At 67.3% G+C, this 20,693-nt stretch carries 21 protein-coding genes and 1 pseudogene; 12 read left to right on the plus strand and 10 right to left on the minus strand.

The window, feature by feature from the left end:
* Positions 1-77: 77 nt before the first annotated feature.
* On the minus strand, positions 78-920 hold the full coding sequence (locus AB0B91_RS54955) for a hypothetical protein (protein WP_358339577.1): 843 nt from the start codon (positions 918-920) through the stop codon (positions 78-80).
* Positions 898-1,833: a hypothetical protein gene (locus tag AB0B91_RS54960; protein WP_358339579.1), complete on the minus strand. Its 936-nt coding sequence runs from the start codon at positions 1,831-1,833 to the stop codon at positions 898-900. Before AB0B91_RS54960 ends, AB0B91_RS54955 begins: the two co-directional genes overlap by 23 nt.
* Before the next feature lie 293 nt (positions 1,834-2,126).
* Between AB0B91_RS54960 and AB0B91_RS54965 the strand changes: the two are divergent.
* The 5 genes and pseudogenes from AB0B91_RS54965 to AB0B91_RS54985 form a co-directional block, all read left to right on the plus strand.
* Positions 2,127-2,222: pseudogene (locus AB0B91_RS54965) on the plus strand (peptide-methionine (S)-S-oxide reductase); the annotation flags it as partial.
* Positions 2,223-2,394: 172 nt separating this feature from the next.
* Complete coding sequence (locus AB0B91_RS54970; RefSeq protein ID WP_358339581.1) at positions 2,395-2,865, plus strand: hypothetical protein; 471 nt, start codon at positions 2,395-2,397, stop codon at positions 2,863-2,865.
* A 595-nt stretch (positions 2,866-3,460) separates the two neighbouring features.
* A complete protein-coding gene (locus AB0B91_RS54975) occupies positions 3,461-4,564 on the plus strand; it encodes a histidine kinase (protein WP_358339583.1) in 1,104 nt (367 codons plus the stop codon).
* A gap of 5 nt (positions 4,565-4,569) precedes the next feature.
* On the plus strand, positions 4,570-5,256 hold the full coding sequence (locus AB0B91_RS54980; RefSeq protein WP_358339585.1) for a response regulator transcription factor: 687 nt from the start codon (positions 4,570-4,572) through the stop codon (positions 5,254-5,256).
* Positions 5,257-5,292: 36 nt separating this feature from the next.
* Positions 5,293-6,642, plus strand: coding sequence for a nitrilase-related carbon-nitrogen hydrolase (locus AB0B91_RS54985; protein WP_358339587.1), 1,350 nt, complete (start codon positions 5,293-5,295; stop codon positions 6,640-6,642).
* Positions 6,643-6,829: 187 nt separating this feature from the next.
* Here AB0B91_RS54985 and AB0B91_RS54990 read toward each other — a convergent pair whose 3' ends face one another.
* Positions 6,830-8,167 (minus strand): cytochrome b N-terminal domain-containing protein, encoded by a 1,338-nt coding sequence (locus tag AB0B91_RS54990; protein ID WP_358339589.1) that lies wholly within the window; start codon positions 8,165-8,167, stop codon positions 6,830-6,832.
* A 589-nt stretch (positions 8,168-8,756) separates the two neighbouring features.
* Between AB0B91_RS54990 and AB0B91_RS54995 the strand changes: the two genes are divergently transcribed.
* Entirely contained in the window at positions 8,757-8,993 is a 237-nt protein-coding gene (locus AB0B91_RS54995; protein WP_358339772.1) for a type II toxin-antitoxin system RelE/ParE family toxin, read from the plus strand.
* Positions 8,993-9,292, plus strand: coding sequence for a helix-turn-helix transcriptional regulator (locus AB0B91_RS55000; protein ID WP_103956704.1), 300 nt, complete (start codon positions 8,993-8,995; stop codon positions 9,290-9,292). Before AB0B91_RS54995 ends, AB0B91_RS55000 begins: the two co-directional genes overlap by 1 nt.
* Positions 9,293-9,541: 249 nt before the next feature.
* Here the strand turns inward: AB0B91_RS55000 and AB0B91_RS55005 are convergent, their stop codons facing one another.
* The gene (locus AB0B91_RS55005; RefSeq protein WP_358339591.1) at positions 9,542-10,789 is read right to left on the minus strand and encodes a serine hydrolase domain-containing protein; all 1,248 of its coding nucleotides are present in this window, start codon (positions 10,787-10,789) and stop codon (positions 9,542-9,544) included.
* 173 nt (positions 10,790-10,962) lie between these two features.
* Between AB0B91_RS55005 and AB0B91_RS55010 the strand changes: the two genes are divergently transcribed.
* The 4 genes from AB0B91_RS55010 (at position 10,963) to AB0B91_RS55025 (ending at position 13,850) form a co-directional block, all read left to right on the plus strand.
* The gene (locus AB0B91_RS55010) at positions 10,963-11,121 is read left to right on the plus strand and encodes a hypothetical protein (RefSeq protein ID WP_358339593.1); all 159 of its coding nucleotides are present in this window, start codon (positions 10,963-10,965) and stop codon (positions 11,119-11,121) included.
* 134 nt (positions 11,122-11,255) lie between these two features.
* A complete protein-coding gene (locus AB0B91_RS55015) occupies positions 11,256-12,146 on the plus strand; it encodes a GNAT family N-acetyltransferase (protein ID WP_358339595.1) in 891 nt (296 codons plus the stop codon).
* Between the two features lie 41 nt (positions 12,147-12,187).
* Positions 12,188-13,186, plus strand: a complete 999-nt coding sequence (gene hemC / locus AB0B91_RS55020) for a hydroxymethylbilane synthase (protein ID WP_358339597.1) — start codon at positions 12,188-12,190, stop codon at positions 13,184-13,186.
* A 358-nt stretch (positions 13,187-13,544) separates the two neighbouring features.
* Positions 13,545-13,850, plus strand: coding sequence for a hypothetical protein (locus tag AB0B91_RS55025; protein ID WP_358339599.1), 306 nt, complete (start codon positions 13,545-13,547; stop codon positions 13,848-13,850).
* 111 nt (positions 13,851-13,961) lie between these two features.
* Here AB0B91_RS55025 and AB0B91_RS55030 read toward each other — a convergent pair whose 3' ends face one another.
* From AB0B91_RS55030 to AB0B91_RS55055, 6 genes are all read right to left on the minus strand, one after another.
* The gene (locus AB0B91_RS55030; protein WP_358339600.1) at positions 13,962-14,615 is read right to left on the minus strand and encodes a response regulator transcription factor; all 654 of its coding nucleotides are present in this window, start codon (positions 14,613-14,615) and stop codon (positions 13,962-13,964) included.
* Positions 14,612-15,688 (minus strand): histidine kinase, encoded by a 1,077-nt coding sequence (locus AB0B91_RS55035; RefSeq protein ID WP_358339602.1) that lies wholly within the window; start codon positions 15,686-15,688, stop codon positions 14,612-14,614. The genes AB0B91_RS55030 and AB0B91_RS55035 overlap by 4 nt, the downstream gene beginning before the upstream one ends.
* Before the next feature lie 22 nt (positions 15,689-15,710).
* A complete protein-coding gene (locus AB0B91_RS55040; RefSeq protein WP_358339604.1) occupies positions 15,711-17,234 on the minus strand; it encodes a serine hydrolase domain-containing protein in 1,524 nt (507 codons plus the stop codon).
* 206 nt (positions 17,235-17,440) lie between these two features.
* Positions 17,441-18,475 carry a hypothetical protein gene (locus tag AB0B91_RS55045; protein ID WP_358339606.1) on the minus strand — a complete coding sequence of 345 codons (1,035 nt, stop codon included), beginning with the start codon at positions 18,473-18,475 and terminating at the stop codon, positions 17,441-17,443.
* Between the two features lie 218 nt (positions 18,476-18,693).
* Positions 18,694-18,951: a hypothetical protein gene (locus AB0B91_RS55050; protein WP_358339608.1), complete on the minus strand. Its 258-nt coding sequence runs from the start codon at positions 18,949-18,951 to the stop codon at positions 18,694-18,696.
* Between the two features lie 239 nt (positions 18,952-19,190).
* The gene (locus AB0B91_RS55055; protein WP_358339610.1) at positions 19,191-19,973 is read right to left on the minus strand and encodes an NBR1-Ig-like domain-containing protein; all 783 of its coding nucleotides are present in this window, start codon (positions 19,971-19,973) and stop codon (positions 19,191-19,193) included.
* A 353-nt stretch (positions 19,974-20,326) separates the two neighbouring features.
* On the opposite strand from AB0B91_RS55055, the gene AB0B91_RS55060 reads away from it, so the two are divergent.
* On the plus strand, positions 20,327-20,671 hold the full coding sequence (locus AB0B91_RS55060) for a hypothetical protein (RefSeq protein WP_358339612.1): 345 nt from the start codon (positions 20,327-20,329) through the stop codon (positions 20,669-20,671).
* Positions 20,672-20,693: the final 22 nt, after the last annotated feature.

Consider the following 20,693-nt stretch of genomic DNA (forward strand, 5'->3'; position numbering starts at 1 on the left):
GATCGGCGAGGCCGCTGACCGCGAGCGTCGCCAGTATCCGGAGGGGCGGAGACTGACCTCTCCGTGGTCAGGAGGGCTCACTCGCGCTCCAAGGCCCGCACGAGATCAGCGGCGAGGAAGGATGTCGCCAAGGCAACCGTCTCTGGTTCGCCGATTCCCTCTTCTGCGCGTCCGGCCATCCTCGCGCCGAGCGCGTCCGGCCCCACTGCGAACAGTGTGGCCAGATATTCGATGGCCTGGTTTGTGACCTCACCGCTGATTGGCTCGCGACGTAGGGCCCTGAATGCGGCGGCGAGTTCGGCGGTGTCGGCGTCGATCAATACGCGGTACGTGTCATGCGCGTCCTTGTCGTTCAGCCGGTGAGGAACGGAAACTCGCTCGGCGATCTTATGGAGCTTGGCCACCAGCAAGGCAGCAGGTCCCGCGACTCTGACTTGATACGTACGGGCATCGTCCGGGTCAAGGGCGGTGACGTCCATGACCGTGTTGTCGATGACAGCAGCTTCGAGACCTCGAGCGCGCCGGGTTGCACGGCGATCATGCGGCGGAATGCGAGCTCCCCGTGTGTTCTTCGTACCTGGTCCTGCGAGAGCCTCGGGCACCATCAGGTCGACGGGGATGCCATCGGAGTTGAGCCATGCGCCAGGCTGTCCGTCGAGGGGGTCACGGTAGAAGCCCGCGCGGCTCATGGACTTCTCCAGAAGCGGTTCGTCCTCCAAGATCCTCGGGTCGAGTGCGAGATCGCTGTCCTTCGTCGTCTCAGCGAGCGCGACAGAGCTTCCTGCAGTGCGCAGGTAAATCGCCTGTGCCCCGATCACGATCACAGCGTCGCGATGGGCATCGAGTGCAGCCAAAGCATCAAGAAGCGCAGATCGAGATCGGACGAGGATGTCGCCACTATCTACGCCAGGAGGATTCATGTCGCGTCATCCATTCGATGAGTTCTTCGGCTTCAGAAGGGCTGCGTCCAGGGCCCGTCATCAAATCGACGGCGACCTGGGATGGTGCTGCGATCGTGAGACCGGAAGTGTCGGTAAGGGTGCGAGTGAAGACGACGTCGATTTCCGGCTCGGCCAGCATCACATTCGCTCCGGCATCGGCAGGGCGAAGATCCCAGAGTCGGGCGCTGTGCTGAGCGTCCGCCGTGTAGATCATTGCGGAGCGGGCGGGAGCGTAGGGGGCCCAGGTGGCCGCGGCCAAGGTCCCGGTTACGACGTACTGAGTGGGATTTTCAGACGCCCGCTGCATGAGGTTCGATAGACCTCTCGGTGCTATCCAGCGTGTGACGCGACTGTTCCGCACGAACCCGTAGTCCTCGCTCCAACGCCTCAGCAGAGCAACCCAGTTGGAGACTACGACTGCACCCGAGTTGTTCCGCGTTGCCAGATCCTCGCTTTCGAGGAACTCGATCACCCGATAGGTCGACCCGGTAGATACTTCGGCGACATCAACCAGTTCGCGGATCGCCCACGATCTGTCATGGTCCAACAGCGCACGCACGACCTTCGCTGCGGGAGCGCCCTTCAACGTTCCGCGCGGTCTTCCAGGGCCACGCCATGGATCACGGTCGGCCCCTCGGTCTGCAACATATAGACCGGGCCGAGGGACGTTCAGGTTTATGTTGCCTGTCGCGTCTATGTAGGACAGGCCGACATCGGAGAGCCGCTTACGCACGGGTGGCGACAGGTACCTGGAGACGACGACTCCACGGCTTCCTGGAAGCTCTTGCGCCTGGGCATCTAGTTGCTGAAGCAGCGTAGCGGTGTCACGTCTTTCCACCACGCGCTTGGCTTCCACAACCAGCACGACGGAGGTGCCGTCCGGTGCTGTCACGTTCCAGAGGGCGTCGAAGCGGGCATTGGGCAGTCTGTGGCTCAGCGGTTGGATGTCCCACCCTGTCGGCAACCGGTCACCTAGCACAGCCATCCCGGCCGTCAGAACTTCAGCCTCGCTCTGAGGCTGTGGCCTCGCCTCCATCAGCGCTCTCCAGTCCCTTGGCGTTCGGGAAATACCTTACCTCCGTCGTGGGCGGAGAGTTAGGATTTCCCGAACAAGTCGCGCTGGACGCGGTTGTGGCGTGGCGCTCTGAAGTCCGGTCGCCTGCGCCTGGCGGGTTGTTGCCTGGGGCGGAGCGCTACCACCAGCAGTACCTTCAGAAAGTTCCGAACGGCTACTGCGGCATCGGTGGCACCGGTGTTTCCTGCCCGGTCGGCCTGACCTAAAGGCAAATTCCCGCGCTTCGCGCGGGGCCTCCCTGATTGGGGGGCCGAGCCCCCCAAGACCCCCGGGTGGGGCCTTCCGGCCCCACGCCCCGGCGTCCTAGCGCTGCACCGCGACTCGTCGGTGTTCCCTGATCGCCTGTGTTCAGATCGTGTTCTGACTTACCCTGGATGAGTGAGCACCAGCCATGCCGACGCCGTCACGTTCTCCGACCTGTCGAGAAACCCCCGGGCCGTTGCCGAGCGCGCGGCACGCCTGGGACGTGTCCGAGTCACGCATCGGGACGCCCCCGACTTCTACCTCACGGCGGTAGACCGTGAGGAGGAGCGCGACCAGACGCTGGCCACGGCGTCCCGGCTCTTTCTTGCCTTGATCAAACACGATCCCGCCGCGCGTGCATTGGTCCTCGCCATGCCTGAGGTCTTCCCCTGGGTGCGCCACCTTTCTCCGGAAGAGCTTCGCGCCTTTACCTTGGAACTGGTTGAGGCGCTCTCCGATGCCGCGGAGTTGGACGTTGATGTCACCACTCAAGAGGTCATCGCAGGGTGGCGGGCAACCGCTCGGATCAAGGCTGACCCTGAACGCTATGCCGAGGCCCGCAAGCCGACCGTAGGTGACTTCGGGCCGGTGGAGGTTTCAGCGTGAGCCCGAAACGCGGCGATCGCGTTACGGTGCCACCGCCGGATGACGAGTGGGACGTGCGGTTCGGTACCAGCGACGCGGTCAGGGGATGGGAAGAACTGTGTCGTCATGCCTTGGCCAATACGCGCCGATGCTTCGAGGTCCTGCGTGCTGGTCCCCGTTCACGCTCAAGCCATGACCGCCAGCATCGCCTACGCGGCGATCTCGCGACTCATCGTCACAATGGCAAGGACCTGGAGCAGTGGGAATTCGAGGTCACCAGCGGTGGACGTGTCCGCTATGTCATAGATGACGTCTCTCGCACTGTCTGGGTGGTCTACGCATCGCCTCGACACCCGAAGGACACCGATTAGGCGGCTATTGATGCCCTGGTCGAAGCGCTACCACCAGCAGTACCTTCACAAAGTTCCGAACGGCTACTGCGGCATCGGTGGCACCAGCGTCAAGCTAGGTGACCCGTCCGAGTGGGTGTCGGCAGCTGTTTCGCAGCATGAATCCGCACCCGAGCTCCAGGGAGAGGGCGGATGGCGCGGCGGAGCCCGGGATGTTCACTCTAGAGAGTGACGGCAGAGGGCTAATAAGTCCTGATAATGGGCGGATGTTCGCAGCGGGCCGGGTTGGTAGGGCGGTTGACGGGGCGCTCGCGGTGGGCGTGGTCCTGGCTACGGTTGGGCCGCTTCTGCTGCCCGATCCCAAACCTTGGTGGATCATCGGACTGGGGCTGTTGGCGTCGGTGCCGGTGTGGTGGCGTAGGCGGGCGCCGATGGTGGTGGCGGTGGTGGTCGGGGCGGCGATGTCGGTGATGGTGACGTGGGAGAAGCCGTTCCTGCCCTTCGGGCCGCTGCTGGCCGTCTACACGATCGCCGACCTGAGCCCCACGTGGAAGAGACTGGCGGCGATTCCGGTGATCGTCGCGGCTGTGGGCATCTCGCTGGTGCTGCCGGGGGAGGACGACGAGACCTTCCGGCTGATGGGGACTGCCTTCGTGGCCGCCTACGCGCTGGGCACCAGTGCCAGGGCGAGCCGCTCGCGAGCTGCCGAGCTGGCCGAGCGGGCGCGGCGGCGGGAGCAGGAGCACATCGCGGCGGTGGCCGAGGAGCGCACCCGGATCGCGCGCGACATGCATGACATCGTCACCCATTCCGTTGGGCTGATGGTGGTTCAGGCCGAAGCCGGGCCGGTGGTGGTGCGCAGCGACCCAGACAGGGCCGAGGCGGTTTTCGATGTGATCGCCGGCACGGGAAGGGGGGCGCTGGCCGAGCTCCGGGGGGTGCTCGCCGCGCTGCGGTCCCCGGGGGAAGGTGGCGTACCGGCGTGGGGCCATGCCGGCGAGTCCCTGTTTCAGCCCCGTCTGGCCAACCTCCCGGCGCTGGTCGAGCGCAGCGGCCTCGATGTGGTGAGCACGACCGTCGGTACCCCGCGCCCGGTCGCCGAAAGCGTTGAGGCCGCCGTCTACCGCATCGTTCAGGAGGCGCTGACCAACGTGCGCAAGCACGCCGGTACGCGTGCCGTACGCCTCACTCTGACCTGGCGGGAGAGCCTGACGGTGGAGATCGCCGACGACGGGCGGGGGCCGGGTGAGGGCGGCGGGTACGGGCTGGCTGGGATGCGGGAACGGGCGGCGACATGTGGCGGGACGCTTAGGGCCGGGGCGGGACGAAACGGGGGCTTCTTGGTGGAAGCGGAATTTCTGCTTGAATAACCCGCATGTTACGGGTGCTCATCGCCGACGACCAGGACCTGTTCCGCGCGGGGTTCGGGCTGATCCTGGACGCGCAGCCGGACATGGAGGTGGTCGGCGAGGCAGCCGACGGCGAGGAGGCGATCATCGAGGCCAGGCGGCTCCAGCCGGACGTGGTCCTGATGGACGTGCACATGCCGGGCAAGAACGGCATCGAGGCGACCAGGGAGATCTGCGCCACCACCGCCGCCAAGGTGCTCGTGCTGACCATGTTCGACCTCGACGAGTACGTCTACGACGCGGTCCGGGCGGGAGCGAGCGGTTTCCTGCTGAAAGACATCCGGCGCGACGAGCTCGCCCACGCCGTGCGTACCGTCGCCTTGGGTGAGGCCCTGCTCGCCCCGGCGGCGACCAGGAGACTGCTGGAGGACCTGGTACGCAGGCCCGCCCACGGCGTCGCCCCCCGGCTGGCGGCCAGGCTGGACGCACTGACCGAACGCGAGCGCGAGACGCTGAAGCTGGTCGCGCGCGGCCTGTCGAACGCGGAGATCGCCGCCTCGCTCGTGGTAACCGAGCACACGGTCAAGACGCACGTCAGCCGCATGCTCACCAAGCTGGACCTGCGGGACCGCGTCCAGGCCGTGGTGCTGGCCTATGAGTCCGGGCTGGTGGTCGCCGGTGAGAGTGACAACGGAGATCACACTCGAGACTGACGCGCCGGCAGGGTGGGGAGAAGCACGATCGTCGGCATGGAACGCATCCTTCTCACCCTCGCCTCCGCCGTCCTGATGCACTTCGGCACCGGTCTCCACCCCGTTTGGTGGCTCACCTGGCTCGCGCCGCTGCCCGTCCTGTTCCTGGCTCGCCGGGCGGGCAAGGCTACGGCTTTCGCCGCTGGGACGCTCGTCTGGCTCGTCGGCCAGGCGCAGATGTGGCCGTACTTCACCCAGCCCCTCGAGATGCCGCCCGCGCTGGCCGCCGCCCTCATCGCGGGCCCCGCGCTCTGCTACGGCCTGGGCGTGCTGCTCTTCCGCACCCTGCTCGTGCGCGGCAGGCCGCTCCTGGCGGCGGCAGCCGTACCGGCTGTCTGGGTAACCACTGAGTACGTCATGAACCTCGCCGGACCGCACGGGGCCTGGTGGAGCCTGGCGTACACGCAGGCCGACTTCCTGCCCGTGCTGCAGACCGCCTCTGTCGCCGGGGTCTGGGGCATCACCTTCCTCCTGCTGTTCGTGCCCGCCTCGATCGCGGTCCTGCGGCCACGCGCGGCGGTGGTCTCGGGCGTGCTGGTCGCGCTCACGCTCGGCCATGGGTTTGTACGGCTCGCGACGCCCGCCGACACCGGAGGACGGAAGGTCGCGCTGGTCGCGACGGACAACTCCGAGGATCTTGTCCGCCGGTACAGCGAGGCCATCGACACCGCGGTGGCCCGCGGCGCGGAGATCGTGGTGCTGCCCGAGAAGGTTTTCGAGACCGCCGACCTGCCGTTCGCCCGCCCGGGCGTGGAGGTGGTCGCGGGGATCGCCATGGAGACCAACAGCGCGGTGAGCTACCCCTCCGGCGTGCGCTACGACAAACACCACATGATCCCCGGGGTGGAGCGCGAGTTCCGGCCTGGCACCAGCTTGGCCTTCCTCGACGGCAATCGGCTCGGCCTCATCATCTGCAAGGACCTCGACTTCCCCGGCCTGGTCAGGGAGTACGGCAAGGCCGGCGTCGCCGCCCTGCTCGCGCCCGCCTGGGACTTCGACGAGGACGCGTGGCTGCACAGCCGCATGGCGGTGGTGCGCGGCGTGGAGAACGGCCTGGCGGTGGCCCGTGCCGCACGCGAGGGATGGCTGACGGTCAGCGACAACCGCGGCCGGATCGTGACCGAGCGCTACAGCGACAAGACGGGCATGACCACGGTCACGGCCACCCTGCCTCGGGACGGCTCGGCCACCCTCTACACCGCCCTGGGTGATTGGGCCGCGTGGGCCTCGGCCGGGTTGCTGCTGCTCGCGCTCGGCGTGCTGGCCCGTACGAAGTCTTCCAACTCGGTGAGCGAGGGCCCGATCGGCGGGACCAGGATAAGCCTGTCGACACCGAGCTCGGTGTAGGCGGCGACGATCTCCGGGATGAGGTGCCGAGCGGGCCTGACGGACGACGTCTTTCGGGGGCGGGTGGAGCTTGCCGGCGACGTGGCCGCCATGTACGACATGGGCCGTGCGTGATCGCGCCTCAGCTCCCTCGCGGGTTCACGGGTACCTCAAGGACGATGGCGTGAGCGCCGTCGGCGTGTCACTGTCATCTCCCCGAGGCGATCGCCGGCTCTCGGCGCTCTTGCTGCGCCGGCGCCAGCTGTTCGTGGAATCCGCCGTCGGGGGACCGCGTGATGATCCCGGTCTCCACTCCGTGCTCGGCCACGTGGTGATCCGTCTGTTGAAGTGCGAGGCAGATCCACCGGGTGAGGACGAAGGCGATGACGGGGCCGATGACCACGGCGAACCTGAAGAAGATCGTCACAGCATTGACGTTCATCTGGAACTGCTGGGCGATCTGGTCGTTGGCCGCGGCTGCCCACAGCAGGCCGTAGAACGTGACGCCGACGGCCGCGATGGCTGTCTTCACCGGGGTCTCACGTGGGCGATCGAGCAGGTCGTGCGCGAACGTCTCGCGGGCCATGCGGCTCGTGGCCTTGGGCCGGCCCAGCGCGTCACGGCGGCCGCGTCGCGAGAGGAGGAAGCGCTCGGCCATGGGGTAGGCGGCCAGGGCGGTGAAGAAGGCCCCGGGTATCACCAGCGTGGGGATGAGGACCGCGAGGCTGAGTGTGTAGTCCCCGACGGTGAGTTCCCACCCGGGCATGATCCGGAGGGCGCCGTCGAGGAACCCCATGTACCAGTCGGGAACCGAGCCCGCCGAGATCTGCGTCGGCTTGGCAGGGCCGTACAGCCATATAGGGGCGATCTGGAACCCGAACCCGAGAATGATCAGCATGCCGATCGTCGCGAGCGCCATCATCGGGCGTGCGCTCCGCCGCGTCGGCAGCGAGGCGATGAATCGGGAGTGGCCGTGCCGCCGCACCAGCAGGTTGCGGGCGATCAACAGCGCGACCATGACGACCGCGATCAGCAGGTGCCCCCCGTACATGACCGGAATGACCCTGTCGCCGGGAAAGCCCGGGCCGAACAGCAGCGACAGCGCCCAGGTTCCCACTACGGGGATGGACTGCACAACCGACATGATCAGCCACAGGCTCCCGCCCGACAGCATGTCGTCAGGCAGGGCGTTACCGGTCTCGCCCGCGGCCATGCCCAGCGCCAGCAGCGTCACCCAGATCAGCCACTGCCCGGTGCGCGGGCGACGGAACGCGCCGGTGAGGAACATGCGCAGCAGCTGCACCACGACGGCCGCCACGAAGACGAGCGCCGCCCAGTGGTGGACCTGGCGGATGAGCAGGCCGCCGCGCACCTCCAGGCTCAGATGCATGGTCGAGTCGAAGGCGTTGCTGACGAAGAGTCCGCGTAGAGGGCCGTACGAGCCGTCATAGGTCACCTGGGACATGCTGGGGTTGTAGAACACCATCAGCACCGCCCCGGTCACCGCCAGAACGACGAACGACCAGATGGCGATTTCCGCGAACATGAACGACCAGTGAGAGAACTGAAACGAGCGGTTTTTGGCCAATAGCGAACGCATTTGGGCCCCCTAACCTTGCCTACTCATATGACGGAATCGGACCCGGGAGTGTGACGCCAAATGGGGCGGCGGTGACGGTGATTCGCGTCACTACCATCGGATCCAGGCGACGCGAGGTGCGCGGCAGGTTGCGCGGGGCAATGGCGCAGACCCGCCTGGGTACCCGAAGGACACCGACTGGTCGACGCCGGTGGGGAGCGAGAGGTCGGCGTAGACCTGGTTGAGGACGGTGGGCAGCAAGGCTTGGGCTGTGGTCCGGCCGCCGGGCGACAAAGTCAGGTTTGTCCAGATCGCCAGTGTGACTTCATGGTCCGTGTCCTGGCCGATGAAGGAATTGAAGCCGGGCATCTCTCCGCCATCGGAGTCTCGAGGGCATTCGCGTTGCCTCTTCTGTCCGCCGGAGTGGTTGCAGGTAGTTGCGAAATCACTTTGAGTGGTCAAATTTCTGCGATCACCTGATCGCGGAATCTTGCCGCCATAGCATCGTTGCTATGGTCTGGGTAGCGTAGAGCTGGAACCGGAAGTTCGGGAGTGGCTGGAGAAGCTCTCGGCAGAGTCGTTCGCGCGAGCGGCTTTCTACATCGATCTGCTGGCGGCGGAAGGCCCGTTGCTGGGAGAGCCGTACACGCGACAGCTCGATGGCAAGCTGCGCGAGCTGCGGTTCTACCTTGATGATCTGACAATGCGGATCAGCTATCGAGAAGTGGACCGGGCGCGGCGGGCGTTGTCCCGTTGCAAGGACAAGGCACACTCGGCGGACGAGGAGTGGTGATGACCGAGCGGACCGATTGGGCTGATCTCCGTGACCGACGACTGTCCGAGCCCGGGGCGGCCGAGGCATACGATGCGGCTCGTCTCGCCTTCGAACTCGGTCGGGCAGTACGACAGATGCGGGAATCTCGTGGTTGGAGCCAGAGTGAGCTGGCTCGTGCGGCTGACATGACGCAGTCAGCGGTGGCCCGTTTCGAAGGAGGAGGCACCGTGCCGACGCTGCCGGTCCTCGAGCGACTGGCCAGGGCTCTGGACGCCGAGCTGGAGGTGCGAATCAGTCCACGTGCTCCCGCAGCCTGAGCCTGATTTATCGCACGATTTGTTCAAGGTGCCGAACGGGTACTGCGGGATCGGCGGCACGGGCGTGGCCTGCCCGGGCGGGCTGGAGGGCAGCCGCGCGGATCAAGGCTGACCCCGCACACTAAGCGGAGGCACGCAAGGCGACGAGTGGCGGTAGAGGTTTCGATTTGAGCCCGAAGCGCGGGGATCGGATTACGGTGCCACCCCTGAATGATGAGTGGGACGTCCGGTTCCGCACCAGCGATGCCGTCAGAGGCCGGCGTAGATCTGGTTGAGGGCGGTGGGAAGCAGGGCTTGGGCCGTGGGTTTGCCGTCGGGCGACAGGGTCAGGTTCGTCCAGATGACGAGCGTGACCTCGTTGTCCGGGTCGTGGCCGATGAAGGAGTTGAAGCCGGGCAGCTCTCCGCCGTGGTAGTACATCGAGGCGTTCGGACCGAAACGCTGGTAGGCGATGCCGTACCCGTACTTCTTGCCGCCGGGAGCGGCCGGGTCCTCGGCTTGCGGGCTGTGGAGCCACTGCTGCTGGAAGGCGGGGTTGAGGACCTTGCCCGTAACCAGGGCCCGGATCCAGGTGGCCAGATCGTCCGCGGTGGAGATGGCGCCTCCGGCGGCGGTGGCGTAGGAGGGGTTCTGGTGGGTGTAGTCCGTCGGCAGGAGCTTTCCGGACCGGGCCGCCGCCTGTACGTCGGCGGGGTAGGGCCGGTCGACCAGCGCGTAGGCCGATCCGCCGTACATGTAGCCGTGTGAATAGGGGGTGGGGAGGGACAGGTCGGCGGCGGTGGGCAGTGAGGTCCCGGCCAGTCCGAGCGGGGCGAACAGCCGGTCCCGGAACTGCTGGGCCAGCGGGTGGCCGCCCGCCTTCTCGGCGACGAGGCCCAGCAGCGCGTAGTTGGTGTTGTTGTACTCGTAGGACCTGTCGGGTGCGAAGTTCGGCGGGTGCCGGAACGCGATGTCCAGCATCGCCTGCGGCGTCACGGCCTTGCCCGGGTCGGCGTCCATGGTCGCCGCGAGTTCGGGGGCGTCGGTGTAGTTGTAGAGTCCGCTGCGCATCTTCAGCAGCTCGGCGATGGTGATGTGTTCGCCGTTGGGCACTCCGGGAACGTAGGCGGACACCGGGTCGCTCAGCCGGAGTTCGCCGTCCTGGGCGAGGAGGAGGATCAGCGCCGAGGTCATGGTCTTGGTGTTGGAGGCGATTCGGAAGTGGTCGCCCGTGGTGGGCGGTTTGGCCGTCCCCAGCTCGGTTGTGCCGACAGTCGCCCGGAAAATTTCCTGTGGGGTGCGGAGCAGGACCAGCGCACCGGGAACCATGAGCTTCTTCGCCGCACGTTCGACGGTGGACTGGAACGCGGCCGGATCGATGGGCTTCAGCGCCGGCGGAGTGGCGCTTGCCGTCGGTTCATGCGTGGCCGACACGTCGGAGAGGGCCGTGAGACTCGCCTCCGAGGGCAAGGCGCAGCTCGCGATCAGCAGGGCTGCGCCCGCTGCCAGCAGTGCCATGCGGCGGGCGGTCCTCATGCTGACATCACCGCCCCCGTGCTTGGCGGTTCAGTACCGCGGCCAGGGCGATGCGGTACGACCAATGAGGACAAAACGGGACAATTTTATCATTTTTTCGATCGAGTTCCTCGACGTCCACCGCATGATGCCCAAGCAGATCAAAGAGCCTGCTGGTGACCGACGCGAGCCTCGCCGAGTTCCGCAAGATGGTCGACGAGGTGGAGACCAGGCCCAAGGACTCGACGTTCCTCAAGGAAAACGACCCAGCCTGGCTTCGCGACAACCGGCCGATCCTCCGAGGCTATGAGCAGGCGGAGAAGAACTACGGCTAGGAGCGTGCGCCCCCTGACACGCGCGGCGTCAGCTCCGCTGGCATCGGACATTCAGCCCACGGGTGGGAAGAAAGGTTCGCTAACCTCCTCAGGTGATTTCCTACCGTGCGATTGTCCCTGCGGAGCTCGACCGTGTGACCGCGTGGGTCGTGACCGAGCCCGTCGGCTGGATCCCGGCCGACCGCTACCTCGCGGAACTGGCCGAGAACATGTACCGGCCGGAGTGGACGTGGATCGCCGAGGTCGGCGACCGGGTCGTGGGGCGGGCGCTGTGGTGGGGGCCGAGGGACAGCGCGTACCCGGTCGCGCTCGACTGCCTCGACGTGGATCCCGCGCTGGGTGAGCGCACCGCAGTCGCCGCCGAACTGATCAGGGCCGCGCTGGCGGTGTTCCCACGGCCGGTGCAGTACGCGATCAAGGCGGCCGGCGGCTGGCGTGACGATCCGGCCATCTCGGCGGCCGTGGAATGGCGGCGAGCGGCGGCACACGCGGCCGGCCTCACCCGGGAGGTGGAGCGGCTGCAGTTCGAGTGGGCGCCGGCCGACGGAGTGCCCACGGCGGCCGGGGCGTTGCGGTTCGCCGAGGCGTCCGATGAGGAGTTCCTGGAGGTGTTCGCGAGAATCGCCGAGGGCAGCCTGGACTTCCAGACCCGGACGAACGTGGCGGCCAAGGGCGTGGACGCGACCGCGCGCGAAGAGATGGACTTCTATCTCGGAGCGCCGGGCAAGCGGGAGTGGTGGCGGATCGCGTATACGCACGAGGGCGAGGTGGCAGGCATGGCGATCCCCTCGGCGACGCCGTACAGCGTGAACGTGGGGTATCTCGGGGTGGTCCCGGAGTTCCGGGGGCGCGGATATGTGGACGAGGTACTCGCCGAGATCACCCGCATGCACGCGGCCAACGGAGAGCCGCGCGTCACCGCCACCACCGACGTGGGCAACGCGCCGATGGCGGCCGCGTTCCTGCGCGCCGGATACCGCAACACGGAGATCCGGATCAACCTTTCCAACGACCTCCAGTCCTAAGGACTGGCTCGCCGTCTACCTCGACCGACCGGAAGATCATCATGACCGACGCCTTGATCAACCTGCTGCACGACGCGTTCCGCGACCGGCCGTTGCGGGTCGGCACCCGCAGTTCACCCATGGCTCTGTACCAAGCCAACGACGTACGCGACCGGATCCACCAGCGGGTACCGGGCCTGGACGTCGAGCTGGTGGCGATGACCACCAGCGCCGACCTGTGGCCCGGCGACCTGGCCGAACTGGGCGGGAAGGGCAACTTCACCAAGGAGATCGACCGCTCCCTGACGTCGGCTCAGGTCGATATCGCCGTGCACTGCATGAAGGACGTCCCCGGCGACGTGCCGCTGCCTCAAGGGACCGCGTTCGGCGCCTACCTCGAACGCGAGGACGTCCACGATGTCGTCGTCACCCGCGACGGCACGCCCCTCGCGGAATTCCCCCAGGGCTCCATCATCGGCACGAGTTCCGTCCGCCGCCATGCCCAACTCCACATGTACCGGCCCGACCTGCGGACCGAACCCATCCGAGGCAACGTCAACAGCCGCCTGGCCAAGCTGGACGGGGACACCAAGTACGCCGCGCTCATCCTCGCCCGCGCCGGCCTCGGCCGGATCGACGCCCTGGACCGGCACTATGAGGTTCTGCCGCTGGAGTTCCACCCGGCGGACAGCGGGATCGTCTCCATGGTGCCCGCCGTCGGCGCAGGCGTGATCGGCATCCAGGCCCGCACCGCCGACGACTCCGTCATGCGGCTGCTCGACGAGCTCAACCACCCCGCGACCGCCGCGCACATCCTGGCCGAACGCACGATGCTGCACATGCTGCGCGGCCACTGCAACAGCCCCATCGCCGGACACGCCTCCACCACGCCGGACGGGCAGATGTCGCTGTACGGGATGGTGTTCAACGGCGACGGCTCCCGGTTCGTCCGCGCCCACCTGTGGGGCGATCCGGGCGACCCGGCCACCCTCGGCTCCCGCGTTGCCTCCGACCTGCTCCACCAGGGCGCCCACCAACTGATCACCGAGACTCGGAAATAGGCAGCGGGCCTGGGCATGGCTTCCAGGGCGGCATTCCTGAGGTCGTAGTCCGGATGGTGGGGTAGCGGTCATTTTTCGGGGCCGAGCAGTTCGGCCACGACATACAGGTCATCCGGCGCCGCCGTCAACTCGAAGTCATCGAGCTCGGGATGGACGCAGAGGAGCGCCACGTACATCGAGTACGGCCGCACCTCTTTCCGTTCCGACTGCTCGAGTTCCCGCCAGGATCGAACGGATGCGCCGGTCAGGTCGATCTCCTCGTAGGGGCCGCGCCAGGTGATGCGGCGCTCAACGTGCCGGAAGGTGCCCGTCTCGGAACACTTGGCGGGTCGTCTACCGGATCACTGAGCACAAGTCGGTGGAGATCTGTGAGGTGTGGGCCGTCGGTGAGCGAGCCGATGAAGTGTACGCGGAGGCGACGGCGAGGGTACGCGGGGCAGGTGGCGATCGTCTGGAGGTTGTCCAGCTCGGTCGGGTGATCGAGCGCCTCGGCGCCCTGGCTGATCACATCCAGGTGGCTGAAGCGTCCCGTAGAGAGCCGGTCCCTGACTGGCTCGCGGACCGGTTGATCTACACGGTTGGAATGTCCCGCGAGGACGTTGCCGCTCTCGATCTCGAAGAGGCGGTCGATCTGTGGGCTGACTTCCGGTCGCAAACGCGGTAGGTCAAACAAACTGCTATCACCAGCAGTATCGGCATGAGCCCGAAGCGCGGAGATCGGGTTACGGTGCCACCGCCGGCTGCCACATTCGGGTGGGAAACGGTGGTGAGAGCGTCACTCCGTTATGAGACCGGCCTCGTGGGCGAGGACGGCCGCTTGTACGCGGTTCCGCAGGTCGAGCCGGGTGAAGATGCCGCTGACGTGGCCCTTGACCGTCCCCTCGACCAGGCCCAACCGGTTGGCGATCTGGCTGTTGGACAGTCCAGCGCCGAGCAGGGCCAGCACTTCGCGTTCCCGGTCAGTCAGCGCGCCCACCCCGGCGCGTGCTGCTGAGGCGCGGCGGAGTCCGCTGGATCGAAGTTGGCCGATCACCCGTGCGGCTATTTTCGGGGACAGATAGGCGCCGCCGCCGGCGACCGCGTGGACGCCGGCGATCAGCTCGCGTGGGTCGCCGGACTTGAGCAGGAAGCCGCGGGCGCCGTCGTCGAGTGCTCGGGCCAGGTAGGCATCCTCACCGAAGGTGGTGAGGATGGCGACGGCGACCGTGGGCGCCGTGCGGGTGATCTCGGCGCCGGCGGCGAGGCCGTCGAGGATGGGCATGCGGATGTCGAGCAGCGCCACGTCGGGGCGGTGCGCAAGGGTCAGTTCGATGGCCTCCCGCCCGTCCCCGGCTTCGGCCACCACGTCGATGTCCGGATCGGTGGTGAGGATGGCACGCACTCCGGCCCGGATCATCACCTCGTCGTCGGCCAACAGGACTCTGATCATGATTCCTCCAGGTGTGGCAACGTGACCACGACCTCGAACTCCTGATCACGTGGCCCGGCGTGGAGGGTTCCGCCGACGAGCCGGACGTGCTCCCGTAGTCCGGTCAGACCAGAGCGTCCTCCCGTACCCCGCTGCGCATTCCGTGACAGGGCGTTGGTCACGGTGATCACGGTGGTGCCGTCCGCCGTGGACAGCCGTACCCGCACAGCCGCCCCGGCCGCGTGCTTGGCGGCGTTGGTCAGCGCCTCCTGTACGACACGCTGCGCGGCCAGGTCGACCACCGGCGGAAGATGCCGTACGCCGTGCCACTCCAGCGATGCCGCCAGGCCGGCCCGGGCCGCCCGATCGACGAGGTCCTCGATACGGTCCGGCACCGGCCGCAGGGGCGGGGGCTCATCGGCGCGCAGCACGGTGAGGATCGCGGCCAGCCGTTCGGTCGCCAGCCCGGCACCGGCCCGCAGTTCCGTCGCGGCCTTCCGATGTCGGTCATCGAGATCGGGTGCCATCTCGAGAGCTCCGGCGCGCAGCGCCAGCAGGCTCAACTCGTGCCCGAGCGTGTCGTGCATGTCGTGGGCGATGCGGTTCCGCTCCTGCAACCGGGCCCGTTCGGCGGCGGTCGCGAGCAGTTCGGTCTGTTGGCGGATGGAGCGGCCCAGCACCCACGGCAACACCACCGTCAGACCGAGCAACAGGAGCCCGATGCCCCAAGCATCACCAGCGACCAGGCCGAGCGGGACGTTCAGCGCAGCCCCCGCCACGAACACGCTCAGCGCCGGGGCCGGCCGGGGCATCCGGCGGCCGGCCAGCAGGCTGATCAGGAAGCTGGCCGCGACGACCGCGACACTCCACACTGGGACGGCATCGCCCATGCCCAGCGCCGTCATGATGCTCGTGGCCGCGCACACCCCCAGCGAGATCACCGGGTACGTCGCCAGCAGCGCCACGGCCGCGACAGGCGCCAGCAAGGCCCCGGCCCATGCCCACGCCGGTAACTCGGCGTACGACAGGGCGACGACCGCGAGCAGTAGCGCCAGTATGCTCAGCGCCCACGGCGGGGCGGGCCACCTCGTCAACCGCCTCCTCACAGTGCCGACACTATCTCTCGCCGACCTGAGCGAACGCGTCCCGTACGGACGGGCTGCCGGCTGAACGGCGCGGCCGGGCCAACGCCGCGACACGGATGACCAGGACGCTGATGTTCATCACGGCCGCGACCGCCGTCCAGGTGACCAGCGCCACCGAGTAGTAGCAGAGTTGGATGAAGGTGAGGTCCCGCCCGCCGCCGACGAGCCCGCCCAGGTCCGGAAGGCTCACGAGCAGGGCGAGGGGGATGAGTCTGGGCAGAAGGCGCAGGACACGCCACCAGGGCGGCCGGGTGGCGAGCCGGTCCGCCCACGCCCGCGTACGCCGCAGGTTGCGGATGCCCAAGAACAGACTCAGCAGGGTGAGGCCGGCCAGCGTCAGGTTGATGAGCAGCCGCGGTGGGGCGCTGGTCGAGGGCCCGCCGCCGGTCACCAGGACGGCCAGCTCGTCCGCCAGTGGGCTGATGCCGTCGTTGCCCAGGCCGACGCCGCTGTTGCCGACGACCGCGATTCCGTAGCCGCCGGGGAGCAGAAGCTGCTCGGCCGCGTAGGTGAACCAGATGCCGCCGTGGTAGATCCTGCCCTTCTGGTCGGTGTCCCAGCCCATCCCGTACGACCACCGCCGGTCCGACGAGGTGTGCATGGCCGCGATGCTCGCCGCCGAGATCAACTGCTTGCCGTTGGCGGCCCGGCCCGCGTTGTTCTGAATGATCAGCCACTGGGCCATGTCGGCGCTCGTGGTGATCACGCCGTCGGAGCCGCTGACGAACCGTTTCGGCTCGGGGAGGGGAATCGACGCCCCGTAGGCGTAGATATGCCCTTCGCGTACGTCGTGCGGTAGATCGCGCGGAGCCTGGCCGATCGCGGTGGTCGCCCGCATACCGATGGGCTCGAACACGTGCTGCCGCAGATAGTCCGTGAACGGTTCGCCCGACACGACCTCCACCAGCCGGGCGGCGAGGTGGTAGTTCGTGTTCGTGTAGGAGTGCCTCGTGCCGGGCTCGGTGGCCAGCGTCGCGGCATGAGCTCGCGCCACGGCGCCCGTCGGCGAATCCGGCTGCGGCAGGCTCTTCTCCGGAAGCGTGCCGTCGGTGATCCCCGAGGTCTGGTTCAGCAGCTCGCGTACCGTGATCCGCGTTCCCCGAGGGTCGGCGATCCGGAAATCGGGCAGGTAGTCGCGCACCGGCGCGTCCAGCGTGACCTTCCCCGCCTCGACGAGCTGCATCACGCTGAGCGCGGTGAACGACTTGCTGACCGACGCCACCGGCATCGGCGTCGTCGCGGTCACGGCGGCGCCGGATGAGTCATGACCGTACCCGCCCGCATAAAGGACCTTGTCGCCCTTGGTGATCGCGACTGCGATGCCCGGGTAGCCAGTCTTGTCGGCGAAGTCGGATACCACCCGCTGTACCGCCGCCTCGTCGGGTACCCCCTTCGCGAAGGCTGGGCCCGGCAGCGCCAGAACCACCGAACAGGCGGCCACCACGGCCGCAACACTCCGCCACCAGCCCTTGCCCTGCCACACAGCGATCTCCAATCGTCTCGTCGACGTCGGAAACACTAGATTTCGCGGCATCCCGGCACAGGACCCGAACGACACCCACTACCCCTGACTTTCGTACGGGGATCCACCAGGGGGTGCTATCGGGCAGGTGCGCTCGGCGGGGTGTCAGCCGGGCGCGCGGCCACGCGTGTTCTCAGGTAGATCCGGTTTGTATGGAGGTCCCGCAAGACCGTTCGGGATCATGATTCGGCCAGTGTGACCGCTCTTTCGAGGGCATGCCGGGCGCCCTGCGGCGAACGCCGGCCGAGGCCACAGGCAGGGGAGATGTCCACCGTACGAGAGAGGAGACTCTCCACGGTGCGCAGGATCTTCCGCTGGTCGTCCGGTGCTTGAGCCTCATGGACCAGGCCGGCGGCGAACCGGATGTCCCGGGGTAACGCGGCGAGGAGTTCCAGAGCTCGGTAGAAGCCCGGCTCCAGCGGTGGCGGCTGGTCGCCCGCCGCCAGCGGAACGTGGACGTACTCCAGCGAGCGGCCTTGCGGCCAGGCCCGCAGAAGCGCGTTGAGCATGGACACCGCGGGCGCGGCGGTGCCTAATCGCTTCAGCGCCTTGTTGTTGAGGTCGCCGACGCACAGGTGGACACCGAAGCGAGTGCCCGGCGGCGCGGCGGCGACCTGCTTGACCATGCCGTGCACCAGCAAGCGCGCGGCCGCCGTCCGCAGTGGCTTGGGGGTGCGGGCCACCATGACCAGTTCGACGGGCACCTCAAGCTGGAACAGCACGTCCTGGCCGCCCCACCCGGCGATCTCCTCGATCTCATGGGCGAGCGCGTCCCGGAAAGGTGCGCGGCGGCTGAACGCATTTGCCGATCCGAAGGCGAAGAGTGCGAGGTCCAGGTCGCCGGGGATCCCGACCTGGAACGACACGCCGTCCAGACGGTGTTCCTGACGGATCTCCTTGAACACCTCGTAGCTTTCCCGGGCGGCGGACGCGTGGCCGAGGTTCAGGGAGCCGGGGGTGAGCCGGTGTCCGCGCCGCACCCTGAAGACCGGGCGGTCGTCGTAGCCGGACCAGTCCCCGTCCGTCCGCAGCTCGACGTCGGGATGCTCGCGGAGGCCATCGATGATGTGCGTGATCCAACGGCGGCGGGGGCCGACCTCCCCGTCCGCCAGTGTCTTGAGGTACGGGCCGGCCACGCCTGCCACGATCGTCATGGCCTCGCGTGAGTCGGCTGCCGGATAGCTGCCGACGAGATGGATGTGGCGGCTTGGCATGCTGCTTCTCCTGTCAGCCCGCCACCACGAGGCGGCGGCCTCGTAACCGTGTTTCCGCGTTGGGGTGTGCTCCCCGAGTGTGATGGGTGTCTTCCGTCGGGTCGAGCGGCGGTTCCGAACGGTTACTGCGGGACGGCGTGGCTCTTCCGCCTGTCCCGCTTGGCGGAACGCCACGTGGAAGTCACGGGCGACGTGTCAGAAGAGGCCCAGGTGGTCGATCATTCGGCGGCGGTCAGAGCTTGATCTGCTTCCGCTTGGTCCACTGACTCGTCGGGAAAGATGGGGTACTCGAGTTCGTTTCTACGGCGTCGCATGCTGCTGAAGGGTTCGAACGTGGAGCCGAACTGGCGCACCATGGCCTGTTGGATCGCGTAGTGGCCACCGGTCGTGGTGGAGCGTAGCCCCTGTTGGGCGAGAAGCCCTGCACAGGCGAATCTCGCGGCGTCGTAAGCCAAGGTGTAGGCCGAATTAATCATGCTCCTCTCGATCTGTCCTGGGCGGGGTGAGGCCAATGGTGGGACTCGCCTTGATTTGGCGGATCAATGCGTCGGATGCCGCCTCTGTGGTGGGGGCCCTGCCTGCCCGTGGTGGCGGGCTGCCCAGGAGTCGAAGATGAGCAACAGTTCGGTCCTCGGGATGGCGGCGAATTCTTCAGCGATGATGACGCGTGGGCCGTAGAGGTAGCTCAGGATTTCCGTGACGACGAACCCGCAGGTCAGGGTCCGCCTACGCGGACATCCAGAAACACCGGGCGCTTGCGCGGGAACAGCTCTCGGCCCTGCGCGTCGGTCATCTTCCAGTAGATGCGGCAGTTGCCGGGTTTGTTCGGGGCCTGTACCTGGACCGCGACGTCGACGGTTCGGCCGGGTGCCGTCGGCGGGATGGTCACCGTTCTGGGTGATCGGCAGGGTCCGGTGTTGATACGAGCCAGACGTCTGCCTTCCCAGGATGTCGTCCCGGTGTTGCGGATCCTCCACACTTTCCGGAACGACGCGCCCTGCCGTACTTCCGAGCCATCCGGGTACGTGACGTCACCCACGAATTCAGAGTCGTCCTTGGCTGTCGGCGCTGCTGGGGGATCGTCCTGGTTCGCGTTCGTCGTCAGATAGAAGACCGTCAAGCCGGTCACGATGATCGCGGCCAGGACCATGCTGAGGGTGCGGCGGTGGTTCCGCCGGCGCGCGGGCGGTGCCGGCGGTTTCCCGGCATTCGGTAGTTCGACAGCGCTGGTGTCGTCAGGAGAAGAGGCCGCCTTCGTGCGCTCCCAGAGCTGCCGCCACTCGTGTTCGGTCTCCTCGGGATCATGCCCCAGCCGATCAACTGCCAGAACCCGGACGAATTCCCACGTGGTCTCCCAGCTCGGCAACTTCCGTCCCTGGGCGGCGCTCGCCAGTGACGACTTCGAGGCTGCCGCGCCGAGTCGAGAGGACATCTCGGCGTACGAGGGATCGCCCGCCTCCTCTTTCAGCCGCAGGAGCCGGTCGGCGAAGGCGCCCACCGCGCCCGAGTCGGGATCAGGCCGTATCGGCTGTCGTCCTCGACGCTTCACCGGATCCTGAGCGTGCACCTCGGCCCCACTTCCCTCCATTCACTCGCCACTCCGCTGGCCTCACGTCACAAATTATCTGACGGTACAAATCAGGGATCAGTTCGGGCCACCGCAGGTCAGGATTTGTCCAATGTCCAGTTTTGCCCGGTGGGGCGGACTTGGACAAACATCGCTGGGCGTCCCCGGCCGGCTGATGGCAACGTGGTGGACGTCCCCGGCGAACACATCGCCGCCGGCCTGGGCGCGATGCCCGTGGCCTCAGACTCACGTGACCGCATCACTCCAGAGCGAAGGAGATGTTCATGTCCACCAGCTCTCGTCTGGCGAGCCTGCGTACCCGAGTCGCGGTCGTTGCCACCGCGTCCGTCACCGTCGCCGGTCTCGGCGTCGGCCTTGGCGCCGCTCCGGCGTCGGCGGACGTTCATCGCGGGGTGAGCGGCTGTTTCGCCTGGTCATGGGGAGACGGCAACAGCTCGGTGACGGTGTACTGGCACAACCGGTGCCACAACAAGCGCAAGCTGAACATCAAGTACAGCCTCGGCTGGACCACCAAGAAGTACACGGCGGTGGTCAAGTCCAGTGGGAAGGGCCACAAGAGGTTCCAGACTGCTTCGATCGTGTCCATTACCGACGGGGGCCGCGCCTAGCCGCTCTGGCTGGCATTGGGGG

It is taken from the genome of Nonomuraea sp. NPDC049141, from assembly GCF_040648415.1.
GTDB lineage: Bacteria > Actinomycetota > Actinomycetes > Streptosporangiales > Streptosporangiaceae > Nonomuraea.

What these genes read in the sequence shown, in the direction of transcription:
- AB0B91_RS54955 (WP_358339577.1), bottom strand. Translation starts at nt 920, where the DNA reads ATGAATCCTCCTGGCGTAGATAGTGGCGACATCCTCGTCCGATCTCGA.
- AB0B91_RS54975 (WP_358339583.1), top strand. Translation starts at nt 3,461, where the DNA reads ATGTTCGCAGCGGGCCGGGTTGGTAGGGCGGTTGACGGGGCGCTCGCG.
- AB0B91_RS54980 (WP_358339585.1), top strand. Translation starts at nt 4,570, where the DNA reads ATGTTACGGGTGCTCATCGCCGACGACCAGGACCTGTTCCGCGCGGGG.
- AB0B91_RS54985 (WP_358339587.1), top strand. Translation starts at nt 5,293, where the DNA reads ATGGAACGCATCCTTCTCACCCTCGCCTCCGCCGTCCTGATGCACTTC.
- AB0B91_RS54990 (WP_358339589.1), bottom strand. Translation starts at nt 8,167, where the DNA reads ATGTTCGCGGAAATCGCCATCTGGTCGTTCGTCGTTCTGGCGGTGACC.
- AB0B91_RS55000 (WP_103956704.1), top strand. Translation starts at nt 8,993, where the DNA reads ATGACCGAGCGGACCGATTGGGCTGATCTCCGTGACCGACGACTGTCC.
- AB0B91_RS55005 (WP_358339591.1), bottom strand. Translation starts at nt 10,789, where the DNA reads ATGGCACTGCTGGCAGCGGGCGCAGCCCTGCTGATCGCGAGCTGCGCC.
- hemC (WP_358339597.1), top strand. Translation starts at nt 12,188, where the DNA reads ATGACCGACGCCTTGATCAACCTGCTGCACGACGCGTTCCGCGACCGG.
- AB0B91_RS55030 (WP_358339600.1), bottom strand. Translation starts at nt 14,615, where the DNA reads ATGATCAGAGTCCTGTTGGCCGACGACGAGGTGATGATCCGGGCCGGA.
- AB0B91_RS55045 (WP_358339606.1), bottom strand. Translation starts at nt 18,475, where the DNA reads ATGCCAAGCCGCCACATCCATCTCGTCGGCAGCTATCCGGCAGCCGAC.
- AB0B91_RS55050 (WP_358339608.1), bottom strand. Translation starts at nt 18,951, where the DNA reads ATGATTAATTCGGCCTACACCTTGGCTTACGACGCCGCGAGATTCGCC.
- AB0B91_RS55060 (WP_358339612.1), top strand. Translation starts at nt 20,327, where the DNA reads ATGTCCACCAGCTCTCGTCTGGCGAGCCTGCGTACCCGAGTCGCGGTC.